This is a genomic window from Caballeronia glathei, from assembly GCF_000698595.1.
Classification (GTDB): domain Bacteria; phylum Pseudomonadota; class Gammaproteobacteria; order Burkholderiales; family Burkholderiaceae; genus Caballeronia; species Caballeronia glathei.
Genome location: NZ_JFHC01000039.1, coordinates 1 through 17,828 on the forward strand (window position 1 = coordinate 1; position 17,828 = coordinate 17,828).

Consider the following 17,828-nt stretch of genomic DNA (forward strand, 5'->3'; position numbering starts at 1 on the left):
TACCGCGTCAGCGGTTTAGTTCAATACCGGTTATCGGCATTGAGATTGAGTCATTGACCCGATCCCTGTGCGCGAAGGCGTGCGTTCAGACAACTAAAGTTGTTACGACTTTTCAACTAAGGTTGTTACTTCTGCGTTGGGCGGCTGACCGCCAGGGTCGAGCCATCCGAGGCGGACTCCATCGCAACGAAGATAAGTGCGGTGGGCGAAATTTGACGTGCCCCGCAGATGTTTCGGACCCAATCCTTGTGCGTGGTGGAGTAGGGTGCGCGTCAGGCAACAGGCCGCGCCAGCCGTGGACGCGCCCGTCGGGGTAGCCTGAGGCAGCGCTCGGTCAGCAAGCGATACGTTTGGACGCGGCCCATTCCGCAGGCCGGTTTGATCTGGATGTCGGTCGCGCCCCCGAGGTACAGGAGTATCGGTGCACTCGCGCTGTCGGTAGAGCGTACGCTTGAAAGCGAATTTTCGGCCTGAGCCAAGTGGGACAAGGAACTCCGCGAAATTGTTCGTCGCACAACGATAGTAACAATCTTAATTGCGGGAGCGGTCACAGCCGCTCACACGCTTAAAACTTTTCATCGACGACCTATTGCAGGTAGAAAGGCGCCGCACGAGCGTCGCAAAATTTATCCACTTTTCCCGCCGTTCGACGCTGCTGCCGCGAGGGTGGTAGAGCGCATCGGTCACGCCCTGCCGATGTCAATAGGGACAGATCATCTGTCCGAGTTGTAGCGCCATTTGTCCAACCGGGACCCGCGACTGTTGGGGTGCGATAGCGCGGACCGTAACTGCCGCGGGGGCAGAGGGCACGGAGGAGCTTCTCGCGGGTCAGGCATGATATAATAAGTCATGGCTGAAACGAAAATCTATGATGATCGCCACGTCATCACAAAGCGACGGGGCAACGGGGAGTTGAGGCGTGAAGTGTGGGTCGACTCAAGCGGCAGCGTAACGCGCTACAACCTCGCCTACATCAATCGTGAGCTGTATCAAGGCGACAACGGGCGAGTCGTGGGCTACGACAACGCGAATGGTTACCATCATCGACACTATTTCGGAACCGTGGAACCCATCGATTTCGTCAGCTTTGAAGATATCGAGGACCAGTTTGCGCGTGACTGGACCGCATTGCGGAGTAAATCATGAACAAGACCTATATCGGAACCGGCACTGAAGCTGACTTTTTCGCGCGCGGCAAACGCATCGCGCAGAAGGTCGACCGTGGTGAGCCGCTTATGGAAACCCGGATTCTCACGTTCGAGGACCCGGCCGATGTCGCGCAACTGCTCACGCAGGCTCGTATAGGACTGTTTCGCGCGATCAAGGCCGAACCCGCATCAATCACGAGCATTGCGGCGCGCCTGCACCGCGATCGCAGCGCCGTAAAACGCGACGTGGACGCGCTGCTTGCCGCAGGCCTCGTATCGGTCGAAACGACGGTGAACGCGGGCCACGGAACGCACAAGGTCGTCCGTGCGGTCGCTTCGCGTGTCGACCTACACGTGATGATTGACTGAAGCAAGCGAGTGGAGCGCCAAACAACGGCGCATCACTCGGTCAAGCGCATGGAACCCGCGTCTGTGCCCGCCCAATCCCGAGGTAGGCGGTCGAGACCGATATGTTCGCAGAAGTATGAGATAAAAGATCCTGCACTTTCATAGATCCGTTTGGCGCTGTCACTTGAGAGAAGGCGATACCGGAAATCGGGCTGGTCCGCGGTGGTGAACGGACTAGGCTTGATGTTGCGGCCCGCGAGGCCTTTGCAAAGCTTAAGCCAATCTCCGCTCGCAATGGCCGGCGAAGAATCAAACGGTAGACCAATCGTTTGTGGCATTGCACTCAGCCGTCCCGTTTTCTATCGCGGTCAGCCCGTGTGGTGCGCCACGCCGGCGGCGGCAGACCGACCCATTGCTGCCGATCGGGTTCTTAGGGTTACGATGGCTCATATCGGACTGAACCGGTCATCCCGCATCGGCGGGTTGTCACGCAGACCGCCCTCTGGAGCAGTGCGGCAAATGAGCCGCGAGAATGAAATAAGTGCCGCGCTCAGGCTAATCGGCCTTGCTCACCAAGCTCCACGAGGGTATCAACGACGTGCCGTACTTTTGGTCGCAAATGCGCCACCTTCGGCCAGACAGCATGCACGTCGATGAGCTCGCATGAGATGTCATCGAGCACGGAGCGAAGCGCCCCTGTCTCCAAGTGCGGCCTCACCAATGACATCGGCATTTGGCAGAGCCCTAAGCCAGCAAGAGCCGCCTCAACAATGGAGTCACCATCGCTTATCTGATGGGTTCCCGGAGGTGAGATGCGCTTCGCCTCACCGCCGACGTGTACTCGCCACGACAAAGGCTGTCCGCGTCTATACCCGACGATGCACGCGTGGTTGTCGATGTCCTCAAGCTGGTGAGGTGTGCTGTGCTGCGCAAGATAATCCGGCGACGCCGCAATCACCATGCGTTGGCTGGTGAGTCGGCGTGCAACGAGACCGCTTGAACTTTGAAGTTCGCCGAAACGAACAACGAGGTCGACGCCTTCCTCAATCGGGTCGATGAGATAGTCAGAAAACGTCATCGTGAACTGCATGTCGGGATTGCCCCGTGCAATGTTCAGCAAAATTGGAACGAGTATGCGGCGCCCGAATGCCGCTGGCATGTCGATGCGTAGCCGACCGACCGGACGATGGAGCTCCGGCCCAAGCGCTGTTTCTGCCGTCGAGATTTCATCAAGCGCTGAGGCACACGCGGCGAAGTACGCTTCGCCATCGGCTGTGAGGGAAATGCTTCGGGTTGTACGGTGGAATAACTGAGCGCCCAAGCGCTCCTCCAGCTTCGCAATCGCTTTTCCAACAGCAGACTTTGTTAGACCGAGCTGCTCGGCGGCATCCGTGAAACTGCGCGACCGGGCAGCGGTGACGAAAATAACAATTCCGCTGAAACTGTCGACCTGCGCCATATTCTGCCCTATTGAAGAGTTGCATTCTCCATATAGGGCAGTCAGCCCGATATTGTCAACCTCGATCGCCATAGGCTTTCGCGAGGCGGCTAATTGTCAGATTTTGACCGCGCAACCTGAGTCAGCTGCCTGCATCGCCGCGTTCGCAATGCGCAGCGCGCGGATACCGTCCCTAGGCGTTGCCGGCATCGGTGCGCTGTGTTCGAGTGCGGTGAGGAAACGGTCGAGTTCGACTCTGTATGAAGCTGCATGTCGCTCGAGGAAGAAGTTGAGGAGCGGCTCACGGGCTTCAGTCCTTTCGCTCGTCCAACGGCGCAGGGTTGATGGGCGATGGTTCTCGTTCAGTAGCATTCCCTTTGAACCGAACACTTCAAGACGTTGGTCGAAACCGTACACAGCCTGCCGGGAACCGTTGATATGACACTGCTTGCCTGACGCCGTGCGAAGTAAAACCATCACGCTGTCATAGTCCGGGAGCTCTTCCAGGCCCGGGTCGACCAGTCGATTGCCCATCGCCATCACTTCGACAGGGTCCTCGCCGAGCAGCCAGCGAGCCGTATCGAAATCGTGGATGGTCATGTCACGGAAAATCCCACCCGAGTGACGAAGGTATTCGCGCGGAGCAAGCCCCGGGTCGCGACTCGTGATGATGATTTGGCGGACATCGCCCACTTCGCCTTCATCGATAGCCTGCTTCAGGCGCATCGCGTCCGGGTCAAATCGACGATTGAACGCCAGCATCACGCGGCCATTGAGGCGCTCAATTTCCTCGACAGCCGCCAGCGCACGGCCCATATCGAGGTCGATGGGCTTCTCGCAGAGCACCGGCTTGCCCAACCGGACTGCTTGCAGTGTCAGGTCGATGTGTGTGTCGGTCGGCGTTCCGACAATAATCGCATCGACGTCCTCGCGGTCCACGACGGACTTGCAATCGAGCGAAGCATCGCAACCGAGGTCGGCGGCGAGCGCTTCGACGGCCTCCTTGTACGGGTCTGCAACGGCGACGAGCTTCACTCGGCGGTCTGCAGCAACGTTAGCGGCGTGGATTTTTCCGATGCGGCCAGCACCAAGAACAGCAATTCGTAGCATTTGAGTCTCCAATTATTCGTCGACGCATCAAGGTGCGCTGACTGTTCAAACTTGCCTTCAAAGTCTAAGACGTCCGTCGACGCGCCCTTGTCTTTACCGGCGCCTGTGCTTCCAACCAGCTCTCGTGCAGCTCAGCACCAGCACTGTCAGAGAGTTGCCGGCTAAGACGCAGGATGTCGTCGAGGCCAAAGTCCTGGACATCGGGAAGTCGATCGCCGCGCGCTGCGGCCACCGCGGTGGCGATGCGTAACGCATTCGAGCGCTCGTGCATCAATAATTCCAGTGCTTCGACAAGAAACGCTCGCTCTCCTGGCGAAACGTTAGAAGCAAGGAAGCGGTCATGAGCCGACATTCGCTGGTTCCCTGGACAGTTCGTACGAGAAAGCCGTTCGCTACCCGGCCCGTTCAAATAAGGCTTCGGATACTGCCGCCGTCGACGCCCCAGACCGCAGAAGTGACGAACGACGCGAGGTCTGATGCCATGAATACAATCACGTTGGCCACTTCGTCGGGCTGCCCCAGACGGTTGAGTGGCAAGTGACGCAAGGACAGTTCGTGCTCGACCGCGTCCTTGGGAGCCATACCGTGGAACTTGCCCATGGTGTCAGCGAAGCCGCCATCTTTCGTCCAGAACGGCGTCCAGACGGGTCCCGGTGCGACGGCGTTCACGCGAATCTTCGGCGCCTCGGCACGGGCAAGACCTTTCGTCAGGGCGAGCACTGCAGCCTTCGATGCCGAATAGTCAATCGGTACGGGTTCAGGCTGTCGTGCCAGGTCCGACGCGTTGTTGATGATGACCGCCTTCTCGCGGTTTCGCAGCACGGGCAGCAAATAGCGACAGGTCCGCACGTAACTCATGAAGTTGAGATTCATTGTGAAATCCCAGTCCTCATCCGAGAGTTCGTCGAACGTGCGGACCTTACCGGCGCCGACGTTGTTCACCAGAACATCGAGCTGACCGTTGTATGACTTCAGGGCTGCGTCGACGCCGCTTTTCACCCCTTCGGCCGTGGACAAGTCCGCCTGCGCAATCGTCACGTTCGCGCCGAGCGCTCTGACTTCGGACTGGGCTTCGTTCAGCGCGTTGATGTCGATGTCGATGAGGCAAAGCCGCGCGCCTTCGCGTGCAAACCCCAATGCTGTAGCCCGTCCGATGCCTTGCGCAGCACCCGTGATGAGCACAATCTTTCCGTCAAGTCCTGTCTGCATGATGTCTCCGTTCTAATGTTGTATGTCGGCGCCAGCGCTCACTGAATCGGAGAGTATGGTCATCCGATACACCTCTCTCCGAGGACGAGCGTTTCCCGCTCCTCGCAGACTGCGAGGAGCACATTTACAAGCGATGAAGCAATGGTCCTAGCGGTTGTCTACCCGCTTGATGAATGGCCTGATGTCGACCGACGCCCAGATTCCTGCCTTGTTGAACGGGTCGGTATCGACGAACTTCTGGATCTCTTCGATGCCATCGGCTTCGTAGAGAAAGAAGCTGCCAATCATGGTTTGCCCGTCAGACTTTGTCAGCGGACCGGAAATAAGCGTCTTCACCGGTGCCGTCTGCAGGTACACTTTGTGGGCATCGTAGTTTTCAAGGCGGCGCTCAACCATGTTCGGATGGTCGAGGCAATAGACGGTGAAATGCATTGTTGTCTCCTTGCTTAGGTTCTTGGGTCAGGCCGATGCCGCACTTGGTGCGACGCCGTCAAAGGCATTCTGCAAAAGCTCGAGAAGCGCGTCGCGCTCAATCGGACGCGGATTCCAATATGGGTTTGAGCTGGCAATGTCCGCGGCCTTCGATACGTCCTCAGCCGCCATGCCGATATCTTTCAGCCCGAGCGGTGCGCCGCAGCGTTTTGCAAGTTCGTAGATCCCAGTCGCGGCGTCATCAGAACCCAGTGCGCGTGCGATGCGCTTCATCGCTTCCGGTGCAGCCTGACGGTTGTATGCCAGTGCGTGGGGCAGGACGATGGTGTGGGTCTGTGCGTGAGGAAGATTCAAGCTGCCGCCCAGCGTGTGACACAACTTGTGATGAAGTGCCATGCCAACGCTGCCTAACACGGTTCCGCAGAGCCAGGCGCCATATTGAGCCTCGGCACGAGCCTCAACGTCTTGCGAGTCGGCGACGATTGCCGGCAACGCACGAGCAAGAGCGGCGATGCCTTCTTCCGCCATCAAACTGGTCACGGGGTTTGCGTCACGCGAATACAATGCTTCCGCTGCATGGGCGATCGCGTTGATTCCGCTGGTGACCGATAGCGCGACAGGGAGTGACATGGTCAGCTCGGCATCGTAAATCACCGTCTTCGGTAGAACCCGCGGGTCTGTACCGGTCTTCTTCAAGCCGGCGTCGGTGATGCCATAGATGGGCGTCATCTCGCTGCCAGCGTACGTTGTTGGCACAGCAAGAATCGGAAGGTCCGACTCCAGCGCGATTGCCTTGCCCAGACCAATCGTCGAACCACCGCCAACAGCGATTGCACAGTCTGCCTTTAGTTCGCGAGCCAGCGCACGTGCTTGCTTCGCCAGCTCGAGCGGCACATGCATGACCGCCCGGTCGAATACTCCTGCGGCCCGTGCACCGAGGCGAGCCGCCACGGCTTCGCCCGTTTCCTTCTGTTCCGGGCTGCATAGAATGAGCGCCCGCTCCGACTTCAACCCGAGGACTTCACGCTCAAGGTGCTGTAGGCTACCGGGGCCAAACACGACTCGTGCGGCCCGCGCTTGATATACAAACTCACGCTTTTGCATGAACAAACTCCGCTTTACGCTCGGTGCACACACCAGCGTCTGCCTGGTAATCAACCTGGAATCGCGCGGTGCGCAGGTCTCCGAGCTCCCGGCGCACGCGCAAGTGTTCCGGATGCGACGCGTACGCTTCCAAGGCTTCCTGCGAGTCGAACTCGGTGACGAGAACCGCGTCGCATGCGTAGTCGACTCGGCTATGATCGAGCCCGACTTCAAGGTGACTCATTCCTGGAATCCTGCCCCGCAATCCTTCGAAGCTCGTTTTCACGCGGCTTGAAGCGGCCAGGCGCTCGGCCGGCGTGTCGCCCCGAACCCGCCACATGACGATATGCCGAATCATGCATGCACCTCCGACGGATTAAGAACGAAGTCATATTCGAGTGAAAACCACGGGACGGAGATTTCTCGGCCATCGGGCGCGACGCCGGGCTCGTGTCGCTTCCACTCTGAGATGAGCGATGAGCGCACACCGAATACAACGTCCGAATCGAGGTACGGGTCACCGTCCCGGAACACGTGAGTGATGAGCGTCTCATAGCCGGGCGCTTCAATCATGAAATGCAGATGCGCGGGGCGCCAAGGATGGCGGCCGACCGCCGACAGCATGCGGCCCACGGGCCCATCATGAGGAATGGGATATGCCTCAGCAAGTATTGAGCGAAAGTTGAAGAATCCTTCCGCGTCCGTTCTCAATCGGCCCCGCGCGCTATGTACTACGTTGCCAGCTTCATCTTGGTTCTGCACGTCATAGAAGCCGTCTTCGTCTGACTGCCAAACATCGAGCAGCGCGTTTCGGACGGCTTGGCCGCCTGCGCCACGCACCTGGCCGCTTACATAGCAAGGCGCGCCTTTCGCTCCGTTCGAAATGTCGTCGCCGTTACTGTACAGCGGAGCGCCCTCGACGAAGAAAGGCCCGAAGACCGTCGCTTCGGTGCAGTTCGCAGGTTTGCGATTGTTCTGGGACATGACGAGCATCGATAGTCCCAACGTATCGGACAAGAGGATGAACTCCTGCCGCTTGTCGTCAGTGATATGACCCACTTCCGTCAGAAACTTGATTGCCTTGAACCACTCGTCCTCGGTGAGATGGACATCGCGAGCAAAAGCGTGGAGATGTTGAACCAGGCTCGTCATCACCGTCCTCAGTCTCGCGTTTTCGCAGTTCGCGAATGAGGCAATGACGGCTTGTGTGATCGTGTCTTCGTTGATGTTGCGCATCGTGCGTGTCTCCGTTGTGCGCTCAGGCGTCTGAGAACAAAAGGTAAAGGGTCGTTCGATTAAATAAAAGGCCCGGAAGTGAAATGACATTTCCGCTTGAAGGAAAAATAGGCTCACATGCGTGCGTTCGAACCATCAAACTCCGCCGATCGTCGGTTCTCCTCGGATTGTAGAAATTGGCTCTACAAATCGAGGAGTTCCAGTCGGTTTATTAATCGGCTCGCCGTCGGCATATTTGGCCTCAATGAATGGAAGAATCGCGCCAGATTCTTCCAGTTGAGCTCGAAGAGGAAGACGATGGACCGCTGGACGCAACTGCAGCTATTTGTACTGACTGCCGACTTAGGTAGCCTGTCGAAGGCCGCTGAACAACTCGACATGTCGAATGCAGCAGCAAGTCGAACGCTCAGTTCTCTCGAAGAGCGTCTCGGCGCGAGGCTCATAGAACGGACTACGCGGCGCATGTGGCTTACCGACGCAGGCCGCGAGTACCACCGCCGATGCACGGCCGTCATTTCCGAGTTGGCCGAAGCTGACTCGATTGCTTCTGAGGAGGCGGTTAGTCCGAGAGGCGTGCTCCGGGTAACCGGTTCCGTGTCGTTCGCGATGATGCATATCGCTCCCGCCCTACCTGAGTTCATCAGGCGCTATCCCAAGCTGTCAGTTCAGATTGTCGCGGCGAATCAATACCAGAACTTCATCGAGGCTGGAATAGATATCGCCATACGTACGAAGGAGCATGAAGGAGATTCTGGCATCACGATTCGGCGTCTGGCCGAGACCAGACGAGTGATGGCGGCATCGCCAGCCTATCTGGCGGCTCGCGGGCGCCCTCAGAATCCCGAGGACCTGGAGCAACACAACATGCTTGTCTACAACCTCGCCGTCGACCCCTATCTGCTTCACCTGCGTCGAGGAAAGGAAGAACGCAATATCTTCATTGAGAGCACTTTGGACTCAAACGAAGGTCAGGTTATCGTCGCCGCCGGGCGGGCAGGTTTGGGCATCGTTGTTCAGCCTCTCTACATTATTTACGATGACATCGTGTCCGGGCGTCTTATCCCAGTGCTTGAGGACTGGCAGTTGCCACGGCTGACCATCAACTTGGCTTACCAAAGTCGGCGATATCAGCCCGCGAAAATTCGCGTGTTTACAGAATTCCTGATTGAGCGCGTGAAGAACCTCAATCTGGAGGAGCGCTGGATGACCTTCGCGACTTGACTTCATCGGTGGTGTCGACACCGTGATGCATCCCCGGACTGCTGATTGGGAAATCCTTCACCCAAGCGATGGTCACGCGACCAAGCTTGTAGCCGCCTCGAAATGACGAAACGCCGACGCGCTCGCTGGAGCACGCCGGATTGCGTCAGTGCGAGTAAGAATCAAACGGCCGCGGATGCCTTTCTGCGAGCGAACCGTTCGAGCGGCGAAGCCAAAACCGCACCCAGACGTCCGTCGAGCAAGACCACGATGAGCAGCAACAGCCCATTCACGAGAAGAATCTGCGTGGACGTGGCGTTCAGTAAGCCGAGGCCGTTGTTCAGAATGGTGAGAATCAGAACGCCCATCGCGACGCCGAGTGGGGAACCGATACCGCCCCCCAGCGCAACCCCACCGACGATGGCCGCAGAGGCCGCCTGGAGCAGGATGTTGCTGCCCATTGTCGCTGAGGCGGTCGCGAGGCTCAGCGATAGAAGGCCTCCCCCGAGAGCCGACAATCCGCCGGAGATGACGAAGCCGACCGTCAGCGCCTTATCGACTCGAGCACCGCTCTGAATCGCCGCCTTTCGATGACCGCCTGATGCGTAGAGGTCACGACCTAGCGTGGTGAAGCGCAGGAACAGAGAAACCACAACGAAGCAGGCAATTGTGATGAGGCTTCGCGGAGAGAAGACGCCTGCCACGCTTTGGTCGAGGAAGTCGCTGACGTCGAGATTGCCGTAGCTCAAGACGCGACCGCCTGCGAGCCAGTACCCCACGCCGGTCAGAAACATCATCGAGCCAACAGTGGTCACCAGAGAGGAGACGCCGAGCCATGGCAACAAGGCTGCGTTTGCGACGCCCACCACCACCCCGAAGATAACCGCGTACAGAATGCCCAGCGAAGCACTATCGCCGCCGAACTTCACAGTGATGAGTCCGGCCACGGTCGAGATTGCCGCTACGCTCAGATCGAACTCGCCAGCAACCATCGTGACCGAAAGCCCGAGTGCGATTATTCCGAGGAACGCAAACGCCTGGAAAATCGCGTACAGGTTCGCCTGCGAAAAGTAATGGTTGACGCTGAGGCCGAATATAACCGGCATGCCGACGAGCAGGACAAGCCGAATCGCCAGATTGAGAAGTCGTTGAGATTGGTCCATTTCCGAGTCTCCTGTTATTTCCGTCCCGGACCGAGCCGGGCGAGCAGCGCGCCGAACACCACCGCTGCGAGAACGACAATGCCTTTTGCGACCAGTTGATATTCGTAGCTGACGCCGCTTACCAAGAGGACGTTGCTGATAACGGCGAGGAAGATAGCGCCGGTGACTGCGTCCGAAATCTGCCCGCGACCGCCACGAATCGAAATACCACCGACCAGCACAGCTGCAATCGCGTTGAAGTCGAGGTCGATGCCGTAAGTCAGATTGCCTTGGGCTGACGACGAGGCAATCAAGGACCCGGCCAGTGCAGCCGCTGCGCCGGCGAACGCGTAACAAACGAGCGTTGCAGCCATCGTTCGAAGTCCGGCGATACGCGCAACTTCAGCTCGCATTCCAAGCAACCGGATTTCCCGCCCGATACGCGACTTCTGGAGAATGAAGCTCGCGATTGCAGCGAAGATGGCCAACACCAGGATTTGCGTCGGCAGCCAGCCAAACAGCTTGCCTTGACCAAGCCAGGTGGCGTCGCCTTTACCGATGACAGTCAGGCCGCCGGTGTAGATGACGCCTGCACCGATGATGATTGACGAGGTGGCAATCGTCGTGATGATGGGATTCGCTTTCCCTAGAGCGATGATTCCGCCCTGAACGGCACCCATCAGCAGGCCGCTCAATACAACGAGGAACAGCGTCGCACCCAAACCTAAATGAATCAGCGCTGCAAACATGACGGTGGAGACCGCCGCCGTCGCACCCATCGATAGCATGAACAGATTGCCGCTGAGGGTGACGAGCGCCATGCCGATAGCGCCGATGCCGACTGCTGCTACCGAATACATTAGCGACTGAACGTTCCCGAACTCCGTGAAGTGCGGCACGATGGCTGCAGCGACGATGATGAGAACAAGCGTGGCGATTCGAATCGATGCGGCATGAATGCTCGTTGTTCCGAAAAGTGCCGATGCCCACCGTCGCAACGCAGTTGGCGACACTTGTGCAGTGGGCTCCAGAGCGGTCTTATGCATTACGCACCTCCGCGGGTTGGTTTCGGAAAGAGACATGTCCGTGAGATGCGTCGCTATCGCCCGCGACGATGTCGTGGAGCAGCGTATCACCATCGATTTCAAATCGAGGCTTATGGCGGACCATTCGACCACGGAAGACGGTGAGAACGGTGTCGGCGAGTTCCAGAATTTCTTCGAGGTCTGTCGAGTAGAAGACAATCGCCAAGCCGTCGTCCGCCATCTTGCGAAGCGTCGAATAGATTTCCGCGCGAGCGCCAATGTCAACGCCTCGGGTGGGCTCGTTCAACAGCAACAGCCGAGGTGCGAGCGCGACGGCTTTCGCGAGCGACACCTTCTGCTGGTTACCACCGCTGAGAGTCGACACTTCATGAGGAAGGCGCTTCGGGTCGATGGCGAACATCGACGCGAGGCGTCGAGCCTCCTCCTGCTCACCGGCACGTCGCATAATTCCGGCCTTGCTGAACTTGGCCATGACGGAGGCAGTGATGTTGATAGCAATCGGCGCATCCAGAAAGACGCCCTTATCCGCGCGGTCCTCGGCGACGTATGCAATTCCTGCCTTCAGGGAACTGCGGATGCTGTCGAGCTTGATGGGCTGTGCATCGACCTTAACTGAGTTGGAGATGTCGCCGCGAAGCCCGGCGAGAGCCTCGACAAGAACTTCGGCGCCTGAACCAAGCTGACCGACGACCGCGAGAATCTCACCGGGCGCTACGTCGACCGACAGGTCTTTGACCTTATCTGCAACCGTCAGGCTGGACACCGACAGCCGCGGCGCGACGTCAGCGCGGCCCTCGGGTGGCGTGACCTTGCTATGCACAAGTTCACGCCCAATCATTGCCTTGACCACTTCAGCAGTCGTCATGTCCGCGGTACGTTGCGTCAAAACGTGCTGGCCGTTGCGGAAAACCGTGACCCGGTCCGTCAGCGCAAACACCTCATCGAGCCGGTGGCTCACAAAAATCATTGCGGTGCCTTGGTCGCGCAGCCTGCGCGCAACGTCAAAGACTCGAACAATCTCGGCATCCGACAAGGTGGCAGTCGGCTCGTCGAGGAGCAGAACCTTCGCCTGCCGCGACATGCCTCGCGCGATTTCTACGAGTTGGCATTCGGCGAGGCTGAGTCGAGATGCCGGAGCACCCAGCTTGACGTGTGACAATCCGACTGAGTCGAGATGCTCACGAACAGAGTCCCGATACTCACTGCGACGGTAGATTTCGCTCTGGTCCGCGCCACCGAGAAGAATGTTATCAAGTACCGACAGCGTCGGAACGATTGCAAGCTCTTGGTGAACGATTGAGATGAGTCGAGGGTCGGTGCGACTCCCGAGTTTCAGATTGTGGCCGTCGACGGTGATTTCGCCGTCGTCGGGGTGAACGAGGCCGCCCAGAATCTTGATGAACGTGCTTTTACCAGCGCCGTTCTCTCCACACAGCGCATGAATTTCGCCGGGCGCCAGTTCGAGGCTGACGCCTGTCAGCGCCTTGACGCCACCATAATGTTTTGTGAGATTGCGAGCGCAGAGCAGACTCTGAACAGCTACCGGCTCAGCACCGGAATTCGCGTCTTGCAGCATTGTCTTCCTCCAAACGCGGACACTCTTTGGTCGTCCGCTGTCAAGGGCTGATGCCTGTCACTGTCACCGACCTCCTGCGCGTAGCTGGTCGTGTGTGCGTGACGGCATACATGTCGAATAACGATGTCCCGCGTCGATGCTCGGCAGCTTGCGCCAAGACTCAGAAAGAGCCGAGAGGCACTGCGGCTTCAGCGACGCTGCTGTTAGTGGTCTTTGAGGAGAGGAATTCGCAGGGCATCGCTGCGTGCGCAGGAATGCATGTCGTCTCCAGCAGAAACTCGCGTCAGCGGCTTCGTTATTGTTGAGTTACAGGTTATTAGTTCGACTGCGAAAGAAAAATGCGCTGCGGCGAAATGATATTTCCGGTGGAAGGAAATATCCCTGCTGGCCGAAGCCCTCGAAAAAATCCGCGGAGCCGGACGTGGTGCCCGACCAACCGCGCGTAACCTGAGCCCGTTGTTCCCTTAGAGAGCGACTCGCTGCCCCTGCGCCGACGACCGAATCGCCGCGTCCACGATGCGTTGGATTTCCCACGCTTCGCGGAAATCCGGGAACGTGGGCGTGCCGTGCTCGATAGCTGCGATGAACTCAGCCATTTCAATGGTCTTCAAGTCATTGAAACCAAGCTGGTGCCCGCCGGCCACCGTGAAATTTTCGTAGGGAGGATGAGCCGGGCCTGCTTCGATACGGGTGAACCCCGATGTCCGAGGCTCGCCCCCCGCCTTGAAATATTGAAGCTCATTGAAGCGCTCTTGTGAAAAGCACAGTGCGCCTTTCGCTCCGTACACCTCGAACTCGAGCTGCATCTTGCGGCCGGTTGCCGCCCAATTCGCCTCTATGGAACCGGAGCATCCCCGCTCAAACGTCACCATCAGTCGGGCGATGTCGTCGACTTTGACCTCACGCCGCTCGGACGAGCCTGGTGCCACCGGGCGAGTTTTGTTGACGGTCTCCAACTGCGCGTTGACCTGTGTGACGGCCCCAAGGAGGAATCGAGACATACCGACGATATGGTTGCCGATTTCGGCTAGTGCGCCGGCCCCGTTCTGAGGGTCAACTCGCCATCCATATGGAATCTCGGGGTCGGCCATGTAGTCTTCAGCGTGGACACCGCGAAAGCTCGTGATTTCTCCCAGTTCACCGGATGCAATCATCTCCCGTGCAAGCTTGAGCACGGGGTTTTTGATGTAGTTGTAGCCTACCTGCGTAACGACCTTCGCAGCCTCAGCAGCTTTCATCATCTCAAAGGCGTCGGCGGCCGACGGAGCAATCGGCTTCTCGCAATGTACGTGCTTCCCGGCGGCAATCGCGGCAAGAGCCATTTCCCGATGCAGACTGCATGGCGTCGTGATTGAGACAATCTCAACGCCGGGGTCGTCCAGCAACGTGCGCCAGTCAGTCGTCGCGCGTTCAAACCCGAAGTGCTCAGCCGCTTGCTTAGCACCTGCCTCACTCACATCGGCCACTGCCACCAACCGCGGCCTCAGCGAATTCGGAAAGGCGTTCGACACGGCACGGTACGCCAGTGCGTGCGCCTTTCCCATGAAACCAGTGCCAATCACACCTACGCCTAGTTCTCGTCTCATCGCCGTCTCCCTTCGTAAGACGAAAGCGACCCCGAAGGGTCGCGAAAAACCTCCCGCCGCCTGTGCGACGCTCAACCTTGCGGCGCGCGTTACTTCTTCTGCGAGTAGCAGACGTTGAGCGTTGCCTTGGTCGCAGCAGGATTCGGCAGATACTGGATGGCTTGCGGTGCCTTGCCCGTCGCGAGGTCCTTGGCGGCCCGTGCAGCGTACGCACCGTCGTCAAACGGGGACTGCTCGACCGTGGCGTATGCTTTTCCGGCGGAGATAGCTTCCACCGCACCGGAGTCGCAACCGTGGCCAATGATGACGAGCTTCGACGGGTCGAGTCCGAGGCGCTGTGCGGCAGTCACGACGCCGCGAAGTTGCGAGTCGTTCTCCGTGTAGACGCCTTTCACGTCCTTGAATTGGGTGAAGAGCGCCGAGGCTGCGGCTTCTGCCTTCACAGCGTCCCAGTCGGCCGGTTGGGAACCGACAACTTCGATTCCAGGCGCATTCTTCTTGAGGCCGTCCACGAAGCCTTGATAACGCTGAACTTGAGGCGGCGTACCCATCGGTCCGTTGATGACGATGACCTTGCCTTTGTCACCATAGCCCTTTTCCTTGAAGCCCTGAATCATGGTCTTCGCGGCGACCTCGCCATTGCTGATGTCGTTCGGGCCCGTGAAGACCTTCCAGTAACGGGAATACTTCTGGTCGGGCATCGAGTTCGAGATGACCAGCGGAATTTTGGCTTGGTCAATCTTGCGAATCGACGGGACCATGGCGCTCGAGTCCACAGGGATGAGAACGATGACATCGGGCTTCTGGGCAAGCGTCTGGTCGACCGCAGTGGCTTGTTCGTTTGGGTCGTAGTTGCTTACCTTCACGTCGAGCTTGAGGCCCTGAGCGGCCGCTTCTTTCTCGAAGCCCTTAGCATAAAGCGCCCAGTATTCAACGCTCTGCGTCGGCATGAGCAGCGCAACGCGAGGCTGGTCGGCCGCACGGGCACTCGTACCAAATGCGCTCGCGATGGTCGCCAGAGCAAAACAAGAAACGATGGATTTGCGGAAGTTCATGCTGTGTCTCCAATAGGCCCCACGTCGTGGAAGAGCCGGGTTTTGATGTTTTGGTGGAGGCACAGTAAGGCTTGGTATCGGAAAGAAAAATGCGACAGAACGAAAAGTTATTTCCTCTCACTGGAAAAATCGCCACGGCCTCGGAATGATTGCCCCGAAAGTTTGGAGAATCGATTCGATGAGCGTGATGGAGCGGTCCACAAGGTGGCAACCACCTGCACATTGCGCGATTGTCGATTTTTACTCTACTTCAAGACGATTCGAAGGCTGTTTATTCGTTGCGACTTCTACGTAATAGTTCAGGACATCGATTCCCCACGACCGGCATCGAATCGCCTGTCGTCACTTTCAAGAGGTCTCACATGTCCAAGTCAAAAGTCGAACTCGTTGCCGCCTACTTCACGCTCTCCGGCGATGTCTATCCGTTCGGTCCGACCGAAATCAGCCCCTTCAGCTTCAAGGACCGAGTCGAAGCGGCGGCGAAGGCCGGTTGGGACGGCATCGGCCTGATTCACTCGGACATCTACGCCACCGCCGACAAGATTGGCTTCCAGGAGATGCGCCGCATCCTCGAAGCCAACGGCATCAAGCACGTTGAGTTCGAATTTTTGGTCGATTGGTATCAAACCGGCGAGCGTCGCCGCACCTCCGATAGCCAGCGCTACTACTATCTGAAAGCCGCGGAAGAGCTGCGCGCGCGCATTGTGAAGGTCGGCCCGGGGATCGGCGAGGACACCGCGAACGTCTCGCTCATGGTCGAAGAGTTTGGCACACTGGCGGAGGACGCTGAGAAACGCGGGACCCAAGTCATGCTGGAAATCATGCCCTTCAGTAACGTCCGCACGATTGAAACCGGCAAGGCCATTGTCGAAGGCGCGAACAAGGCGAACGCCGGTCTGCTGCTCGACATATGGCATCTGAGCCGCGGCAATGTCGATTTCAAGGAAATCGCCACGATCAAGCCCGAGTTCATCAAGGGCATCGAACTGGACGACGCAGACCGCTACGCAATCGAGCCTCTGTGGATGGACACCTGTCATAAACGTCGCCTGCCGGGCGAAGGCGTCCTCGACGTGAAGGGCTTTATCAAGGCAGTTCAGGCAACGGGCTTCGGTGGTCCGTGGGGCGTCGAGATTCTCTCTGAAGTCGAGCGCAAGCTCCCGTTGGAAGAAATGGCCACGCGGGCATACAACGCGACGATCCGCCAGTTCGAAGACTAAGCAGGATAGCGAGAGTCTCCCGACTGCTACAACCACAGGTTAGCGGCCGTCTTGCTTTTTAAGATTCCACTCGCCGACTCCTGTTCGATGAAATGCTATTCACAGGCATCGCAACGATGCCTAGTCGCCATTTCCAAAGCGAACACTGACAACCACGAAAAATGCTGGCTCTCTACATCCGCTTCAAACTCGTTGCCTCGGCCAAGTCCCAGTTCTTGCCGCATCTCGACGAGCTGATTCAAGCGATCGCTACAGAACCATCGTTCGTAAGAGCAGTGCTCAATGAAGATCCGAATGCAGAGAATGAGCTAGTTCTCTTCGAAGTATGGAACGGATCGCACGACGAATGGCTCGCTCTGCAACCTAAGAAGCCGTATCGGAGCGTCTATGACCACGCGACGAAGGAGCTTATTGCCGACAAGGAGGTGCGATTCCTCTCGCCCATCGCCATTCGCAATGTGTAGCGGACTTTGCCACCCCGGACCGGGCATATTCTTCTCGCATTCAGTACGGATACTAATATAGTATCCGTAAATGGCTTCAGTAAACACTCAATTTTCGATCGCTGTCCACGTACTGGCGGCAATCGTACATCACGAAGGAATCTTCACGTCGGAAGTCCTCGCAGGCAGCGTGAACGCGAACCCGGTTTTCGTTAAGAGAATCCTGGTTAAACTCTCGAAGGCGAAGCTGGTTACGACGACTGTTGGTAAGTCGGGTGGTTATGGCCTGGCACGAAGCCCAAAGAGTATTTCTCTCTTGGACATCTACTCTGCGGTAGACCCTCCAGATGCTTTTGCCATCCATGCCTATCCCAAAACGGACGAGTGTGTCGTGAGTTGTAACATCAAAGAAGTCATGAGCGACGTGCTTGCTGGCACTCAGGTGGCCGTCCGCAATGAGTTGAGGCAGACGACATTGGCGGACGTGGTGTCCAAAATCAGGGCTAGGTCCGGTTAGCATTTTTTTACTCTAAATAGATACTTTTATAGTAGCCAA

General features: G+C 57.9%; 19 protein-coding genes. 6 read left to right on the plus strand and 13 right to left on the minus strand.

The genetic code is table 11. The features are described 5' to 3' along the window. The first annotated feature begins 849 nt into the window (after positions 1-849). Positions 850-1,146, plus strand: coding sequence for a toxin-antitoxin system TumE family protein (locus BG61_RS22710; protein WP_035941986.1), 297 nt, complete (start codon positions 850-852; stop codon positions 1,144-1,146). Further along, entirely contained in the window at positions 1,143-1,517 is a 375-nt protein-coding gene (locus tag BG61_RS22715) for an HVO_A0114 family putative DNA-binding protein (protein WP_035941989.1), read from the plus strand. The genes BG61_RS22710 and BG61_RS22715 overlap by 4 nt, the downstream gene beginning before the upstream one ends. Positions 1,518-2,046: 529 nt before the next feature. Here the strand turns inward: BG61_RS22715 and BG61_RS22720 are convergent. The 8 genes from BG61_RS22720 to BG61_RS22755 form a co-directional block, all read right to left on the minus strand. Continuing rightward, the gene (locus BG61_RS22720; RefSeq protein WP_411776673.1) at positions 2,047-3,027 is read right to left on the minus strand and encodes a LysR family transcriptional regulator; all 981 of its coding nucleotides are present in this window, start codon (positions 3,025-3,027) and stop codon (positions 2,047-2,049) included. A gap of 24 nt (positions 3,028-3,051) precedes the next feature. Further along, positions 3,052-4,044 (minus strand): inositol 2-dehydrogenase, encoded by a 993-nt coding sequence (gene iolG / locus BG61_RS22725; RefSeq protein ID WP_035941992.1) that lies wholly within the window; start codon positions 4,042-4,044, stop codon positions 3,052-3,054. Between the two features lie 64 nt (positions 4,045-4,108). After that, positions 4,109-4,396 carry a hypothetical protein gene (locus BG61_RS22730; RefSeq protein WP_152565236.1) on the minus strand — a complete coding sequence of 96 codons (288 nt, stop codon included), beginning with the start codon at positions 4,394-4,396 and terminating at the stop codon, positions 4,109-4,111. 53 nt (positions 4,397-4,449) lie between these two features. Continuing rightward, on the minus strand, positions 4,450-5,253 hold the full coding sequence (locus BG61_RS22735; RefSeq protein ID WP_035941995.1) for an SDR family NAD(P)-dependent oxidoreductase: 804 nt from the start codon (positions 5,251-5,253) through the stop codon (positions 4,450-4,452). Between the two features lie 147 nt (positions 5,254-5,400). Further along, a complete protein-coding gene (locus BG61_RS22740) occupies positions 5,401-5,685 on the minus strand; it encodes a YciI family protein (RefSeq protein WP_035941998.1) in 285 nt (94 codons plus the stop codon). Positions 5,686-5,712: 27 nt separating this feature from the next. Then, on the minus strand, positions 5,713-6,789 hold the full coding sequence (locus tag BG61_RS22745; RefSeq protein ID WP_035942002.1) for a maleylacetate reductase: 1,077 nt from the start codon (positions 6,787-6,789) through the stop codon (positions 5,713-5,715). Beyond that, positions 6,776-7,126, minus strand: a complete 351-nt coding sequence (locus BG61_RS22750; RefSeq protein ID WP_035942007.1) for a Dabb family protein — start codon at positions 7,124-7,126, stop codon at positions 6,776-6,778. The genes BG61_RS22745 and BG61_RS22750 overlap by 14 nt, the downstream gene beginning before the upstream one ends. Next, a complete protein-coding gene (locus tag BG61_RS22755; RefSeq protein ID WP_035942011.1) occupies positions 7,123-8,004 on the minus strand; it encodes an intradiol ring-cleavage dioxygenase in 882 nt (293 codons plus the stop codon). The genes BG61_RS22750 and BG61_RS22755 overlap by 4 nt, the downstream gene beginning before the upstream one ends. 297 nt (positions 8,005-8,301) lie before the next feature. On the opposite strand from BG61_RS22755, the gene BG61_RS22760 reads away from it, so the two are divergent. After that, entirely contained in the window at positions 8,302-9,225 is a 924-nt protein-coding gene (locus BG61_RS22760) for a LysR family transcriptional regulator (protein ID WP_035942181.1), read from the plus strand. Between the two features lie 161 nt (positions 9,226-9,386). On the opposite strand, the gene BG61_RS22765 is transcribed toward BG61_RS22760, so the two are convergent. From BG61_RS22765 to BG61_RS22785, 5 genes are all read right to left on the minus strand, one after another. Continuing rightward, positions 9,387-10,367 carry an ABC transporter permease gene (locus BG61_RS22765; RefSeq protein ID WP_035942013.1) on the minus strand — a complete coding sequence of 327 codons (981 nt, stop codon included), beginning with the start codon at positions 10,365-10,367 and terminating at the stop codon, positions 9,387-9,389. A gap of 14 nt (positions 10,368-10,381) precedes the next feature. Continuing rightward, complete coding sequence (locus BG61_RS22770; protein ID WP_035942014.1) at positions 10,382-11,392, minus strand: ABC transporter permease; 1,011 nt, start codon at positions 11,390-11,392, stop codon at positions 10,382-10,384. Continuing rightward, the gene (locus BG61_RS22775) at positions 11,385-12,968 is read right to left on the minus strand and encodes a sugar ABC transporter ATP-binding protein (RefSeq protein ID WP_035942018.1); all 1,584 of its coding nucleotides are present in this window, start codon (positions 12,966-12,968) and stop codon (positions 11,385-11,387) included. Before BG61_RS22775 ends, BG61_RS22770 begins: the two co-directional genes overlap by 8 nt. Before the next feature lie 464 nt (positions 12,969-13,432). Beyond that, positions 13,433-14,554, minus strand: coding sequence for a Gfo/Idh/MocA family protein (locus BG61_RS22780; RefSeq protein ID WP_035942021.1), 1,122 nt, complete (start codon positions 14,552-14,554; stop codon positions 13,433-13,435). Between the two features lie 89 nt (positions 14,555-14,643). Further along, positions 14,644-15,609, minus strand: a complete 966-nt coding sequence (locus BG61_RS22785; RefSeq protein ID WP_035942024.1) for a sugar ABC transporter substrate-binding protein — start codon at positions 15,607-15,609, stop codon at positions 14,644-14,646. A 362-nt stretch (positions 15,610-15,971) separates the two neighbouring features. Between BG61_RS22785 and BG61_RS22790 the strand changes: the two genes are divergently transcribed. From BG61_RS22790 to BG61_RS22800, 3 genes are all read left to right on the plus strand, one after another. Beyond that, a complete protein-coding gene (locus BG61_RS22790) occupies positions 15,972-16,829 on the plus strand; it encodes a sugar phosphate isomerase/epimerase family protein (RefSeq protein ID WP_035942026.1) in 858 nt (285 codons plus the stop codon). A gap of 161 nt (positions 16,830-16,990) precedes the next feature. Further along, positions 16,991-17,293, plus strand: a complete 303-nt coding sequence (locus tag BG61_RS22795) for an antibiotic biosynthesis monooxygenase (protein ID WP_035942032.1) — start codon at positions 16,991-16,993, stop codon at positions 17,291-17,293. 70 nt (positions 17,294-17,363) lie between these two features. Further along, positions 17,364-17,789 (plus strand): Rrf2 family transcriptional regulator, encoded by a 426-nt coding sequence (locus BG61_RS22800; protein WP_035942038.1) that lies wholly within the window; start codon positions 17,364-17,366, stop codon positions 17,787-17,789. Positions 17,790-17,828: the final 39 nt, after the last annotated feature.

Coding starts and splice junctions, on each gene's coding strand:
- BG61_RS22710 (WP_035941986.1), top strand. CDS start 850: ATGGCTGAAACGAAAATCTATGATGATCGCCACGTCATCACAAAGCGA.
- BG61_RS22715 (WP_035941989.1), top strand. CDS start 1,143: ATGAACAAGACCTATATCGGAACCGGCACTGAAGCTGACTTTTTCGCG.
- BG61_RS22720 (WP_411776673.1), bottom strand. CDS start 3,027: ATGGCGATCGAGGTTGACAATATCGGGCTGACTGCCCTATATGGAGAA.
- iolG (WP_035941992.1), bottom strand. CDS start 4,044: ATGCTACGAATTGCTGTTCTTGGTGCTGGCCGCATCGGAAAAATCCAC.
- BG61_RS22730 (WP_152565236.1), bottom strand. CDS start 4,396: ATGTCGGCTCATGACCGCTTCCTTGCTTCTAACGTTTCGCCAGGAGAG.
- BG61_RS22735 (WP_035941995.1), bottom strand. CDS start 5,253: ATGCAGACAGGACTTGACGGAAAGATTGTGCTCATCACGGGTGCTGCG.
- BG61_RS22740 (WP_035941998.1), bottom strand. CDS start 5,685: ATGCATTTCACCGTCTATTGCCTCGACCATCCGAACATGGTTGAGCGC.
- BG61_RS22745 (WP_035942002.1), bottom strand. CDS start 6,789: ATGCAAAAGCGTGAGTTTGTATATCAAGCGCGGGCCGCACGAGTCGTG.
- BG61_RS22750 (WP_035942007.1), bottom strand. CDS start 7,126: ATGATTCGGCATATCGTCATGTGGCGGGTTCGGGGCGACACGCCGGCC.
- BG61_RS22755 (WP_035942011.1), bottom strand. CDS start 8,004: ATGCGCAACATCAACGAAGACACGATCACACAAGCCGTCATTGCCTCA.
- BG61_RS22760 (WP_035942181.1), top strand. CDS start 8,302: ATGGACCGCTGGACGCAACTGCAGCTATTTGTACTGACTGCCGACTTA.
- BG61_RS22765 (WP_035942013.1), bottom strand. CDS start 10,367: ATGGACCAATCTCAACGACTTCTCAATCTGGCGATTCGGCTTGTCCTG.
- BG61_RS22770 (WP_035942014.1), bottom strand. CDS start 11,392: ATGCATAAGACCGCTCTGGAGCCCACTGCACAAGTGTCGCCAACTGCG.
- BG61_RS22775 (WP_035942018.1), bottom strand. CDS start 12,968: ATGCTGCAAGACGCGAATTCCGGTGCTGAGCCGGTAGCTGTTCAGAGT.
- BG61_RS22780 (WP_035942021.1), bottom strand. CDS start 14,554: ATGAGACGAGAACTAGGCGTAGGTGTGATTGGCACTGGTTTCATGGGA.
- BG61_RS22785 (WP_035942024.1), bottom strand. CDS start 15,609: ATGAACTTCCGCAAATCCATCGTTTCTTGTTTTGCTCTGGCGACCATC.
- BG61_RS22790 (WP_035942026.1), top strand. CDS start 15,972: ATGTCCAAGTCAAAAGTCGAACTCGTTGCCGCCTACTTCACGCTCTCC.
- BG61_RS22795 (WP_035942032.1), top strand. CDS start 16,991: ATGCTGGCTCTCTACATCCGCTTCAAACTCGTTGCCTCGGCCAAGTCC.
- BG61_RS22800 (WP_035942038.1), top strand. CDS start 17,364: ATGGCTTCAGTAAACACTCAATTTTCGATCGCTGTCCACGTACTGGCG.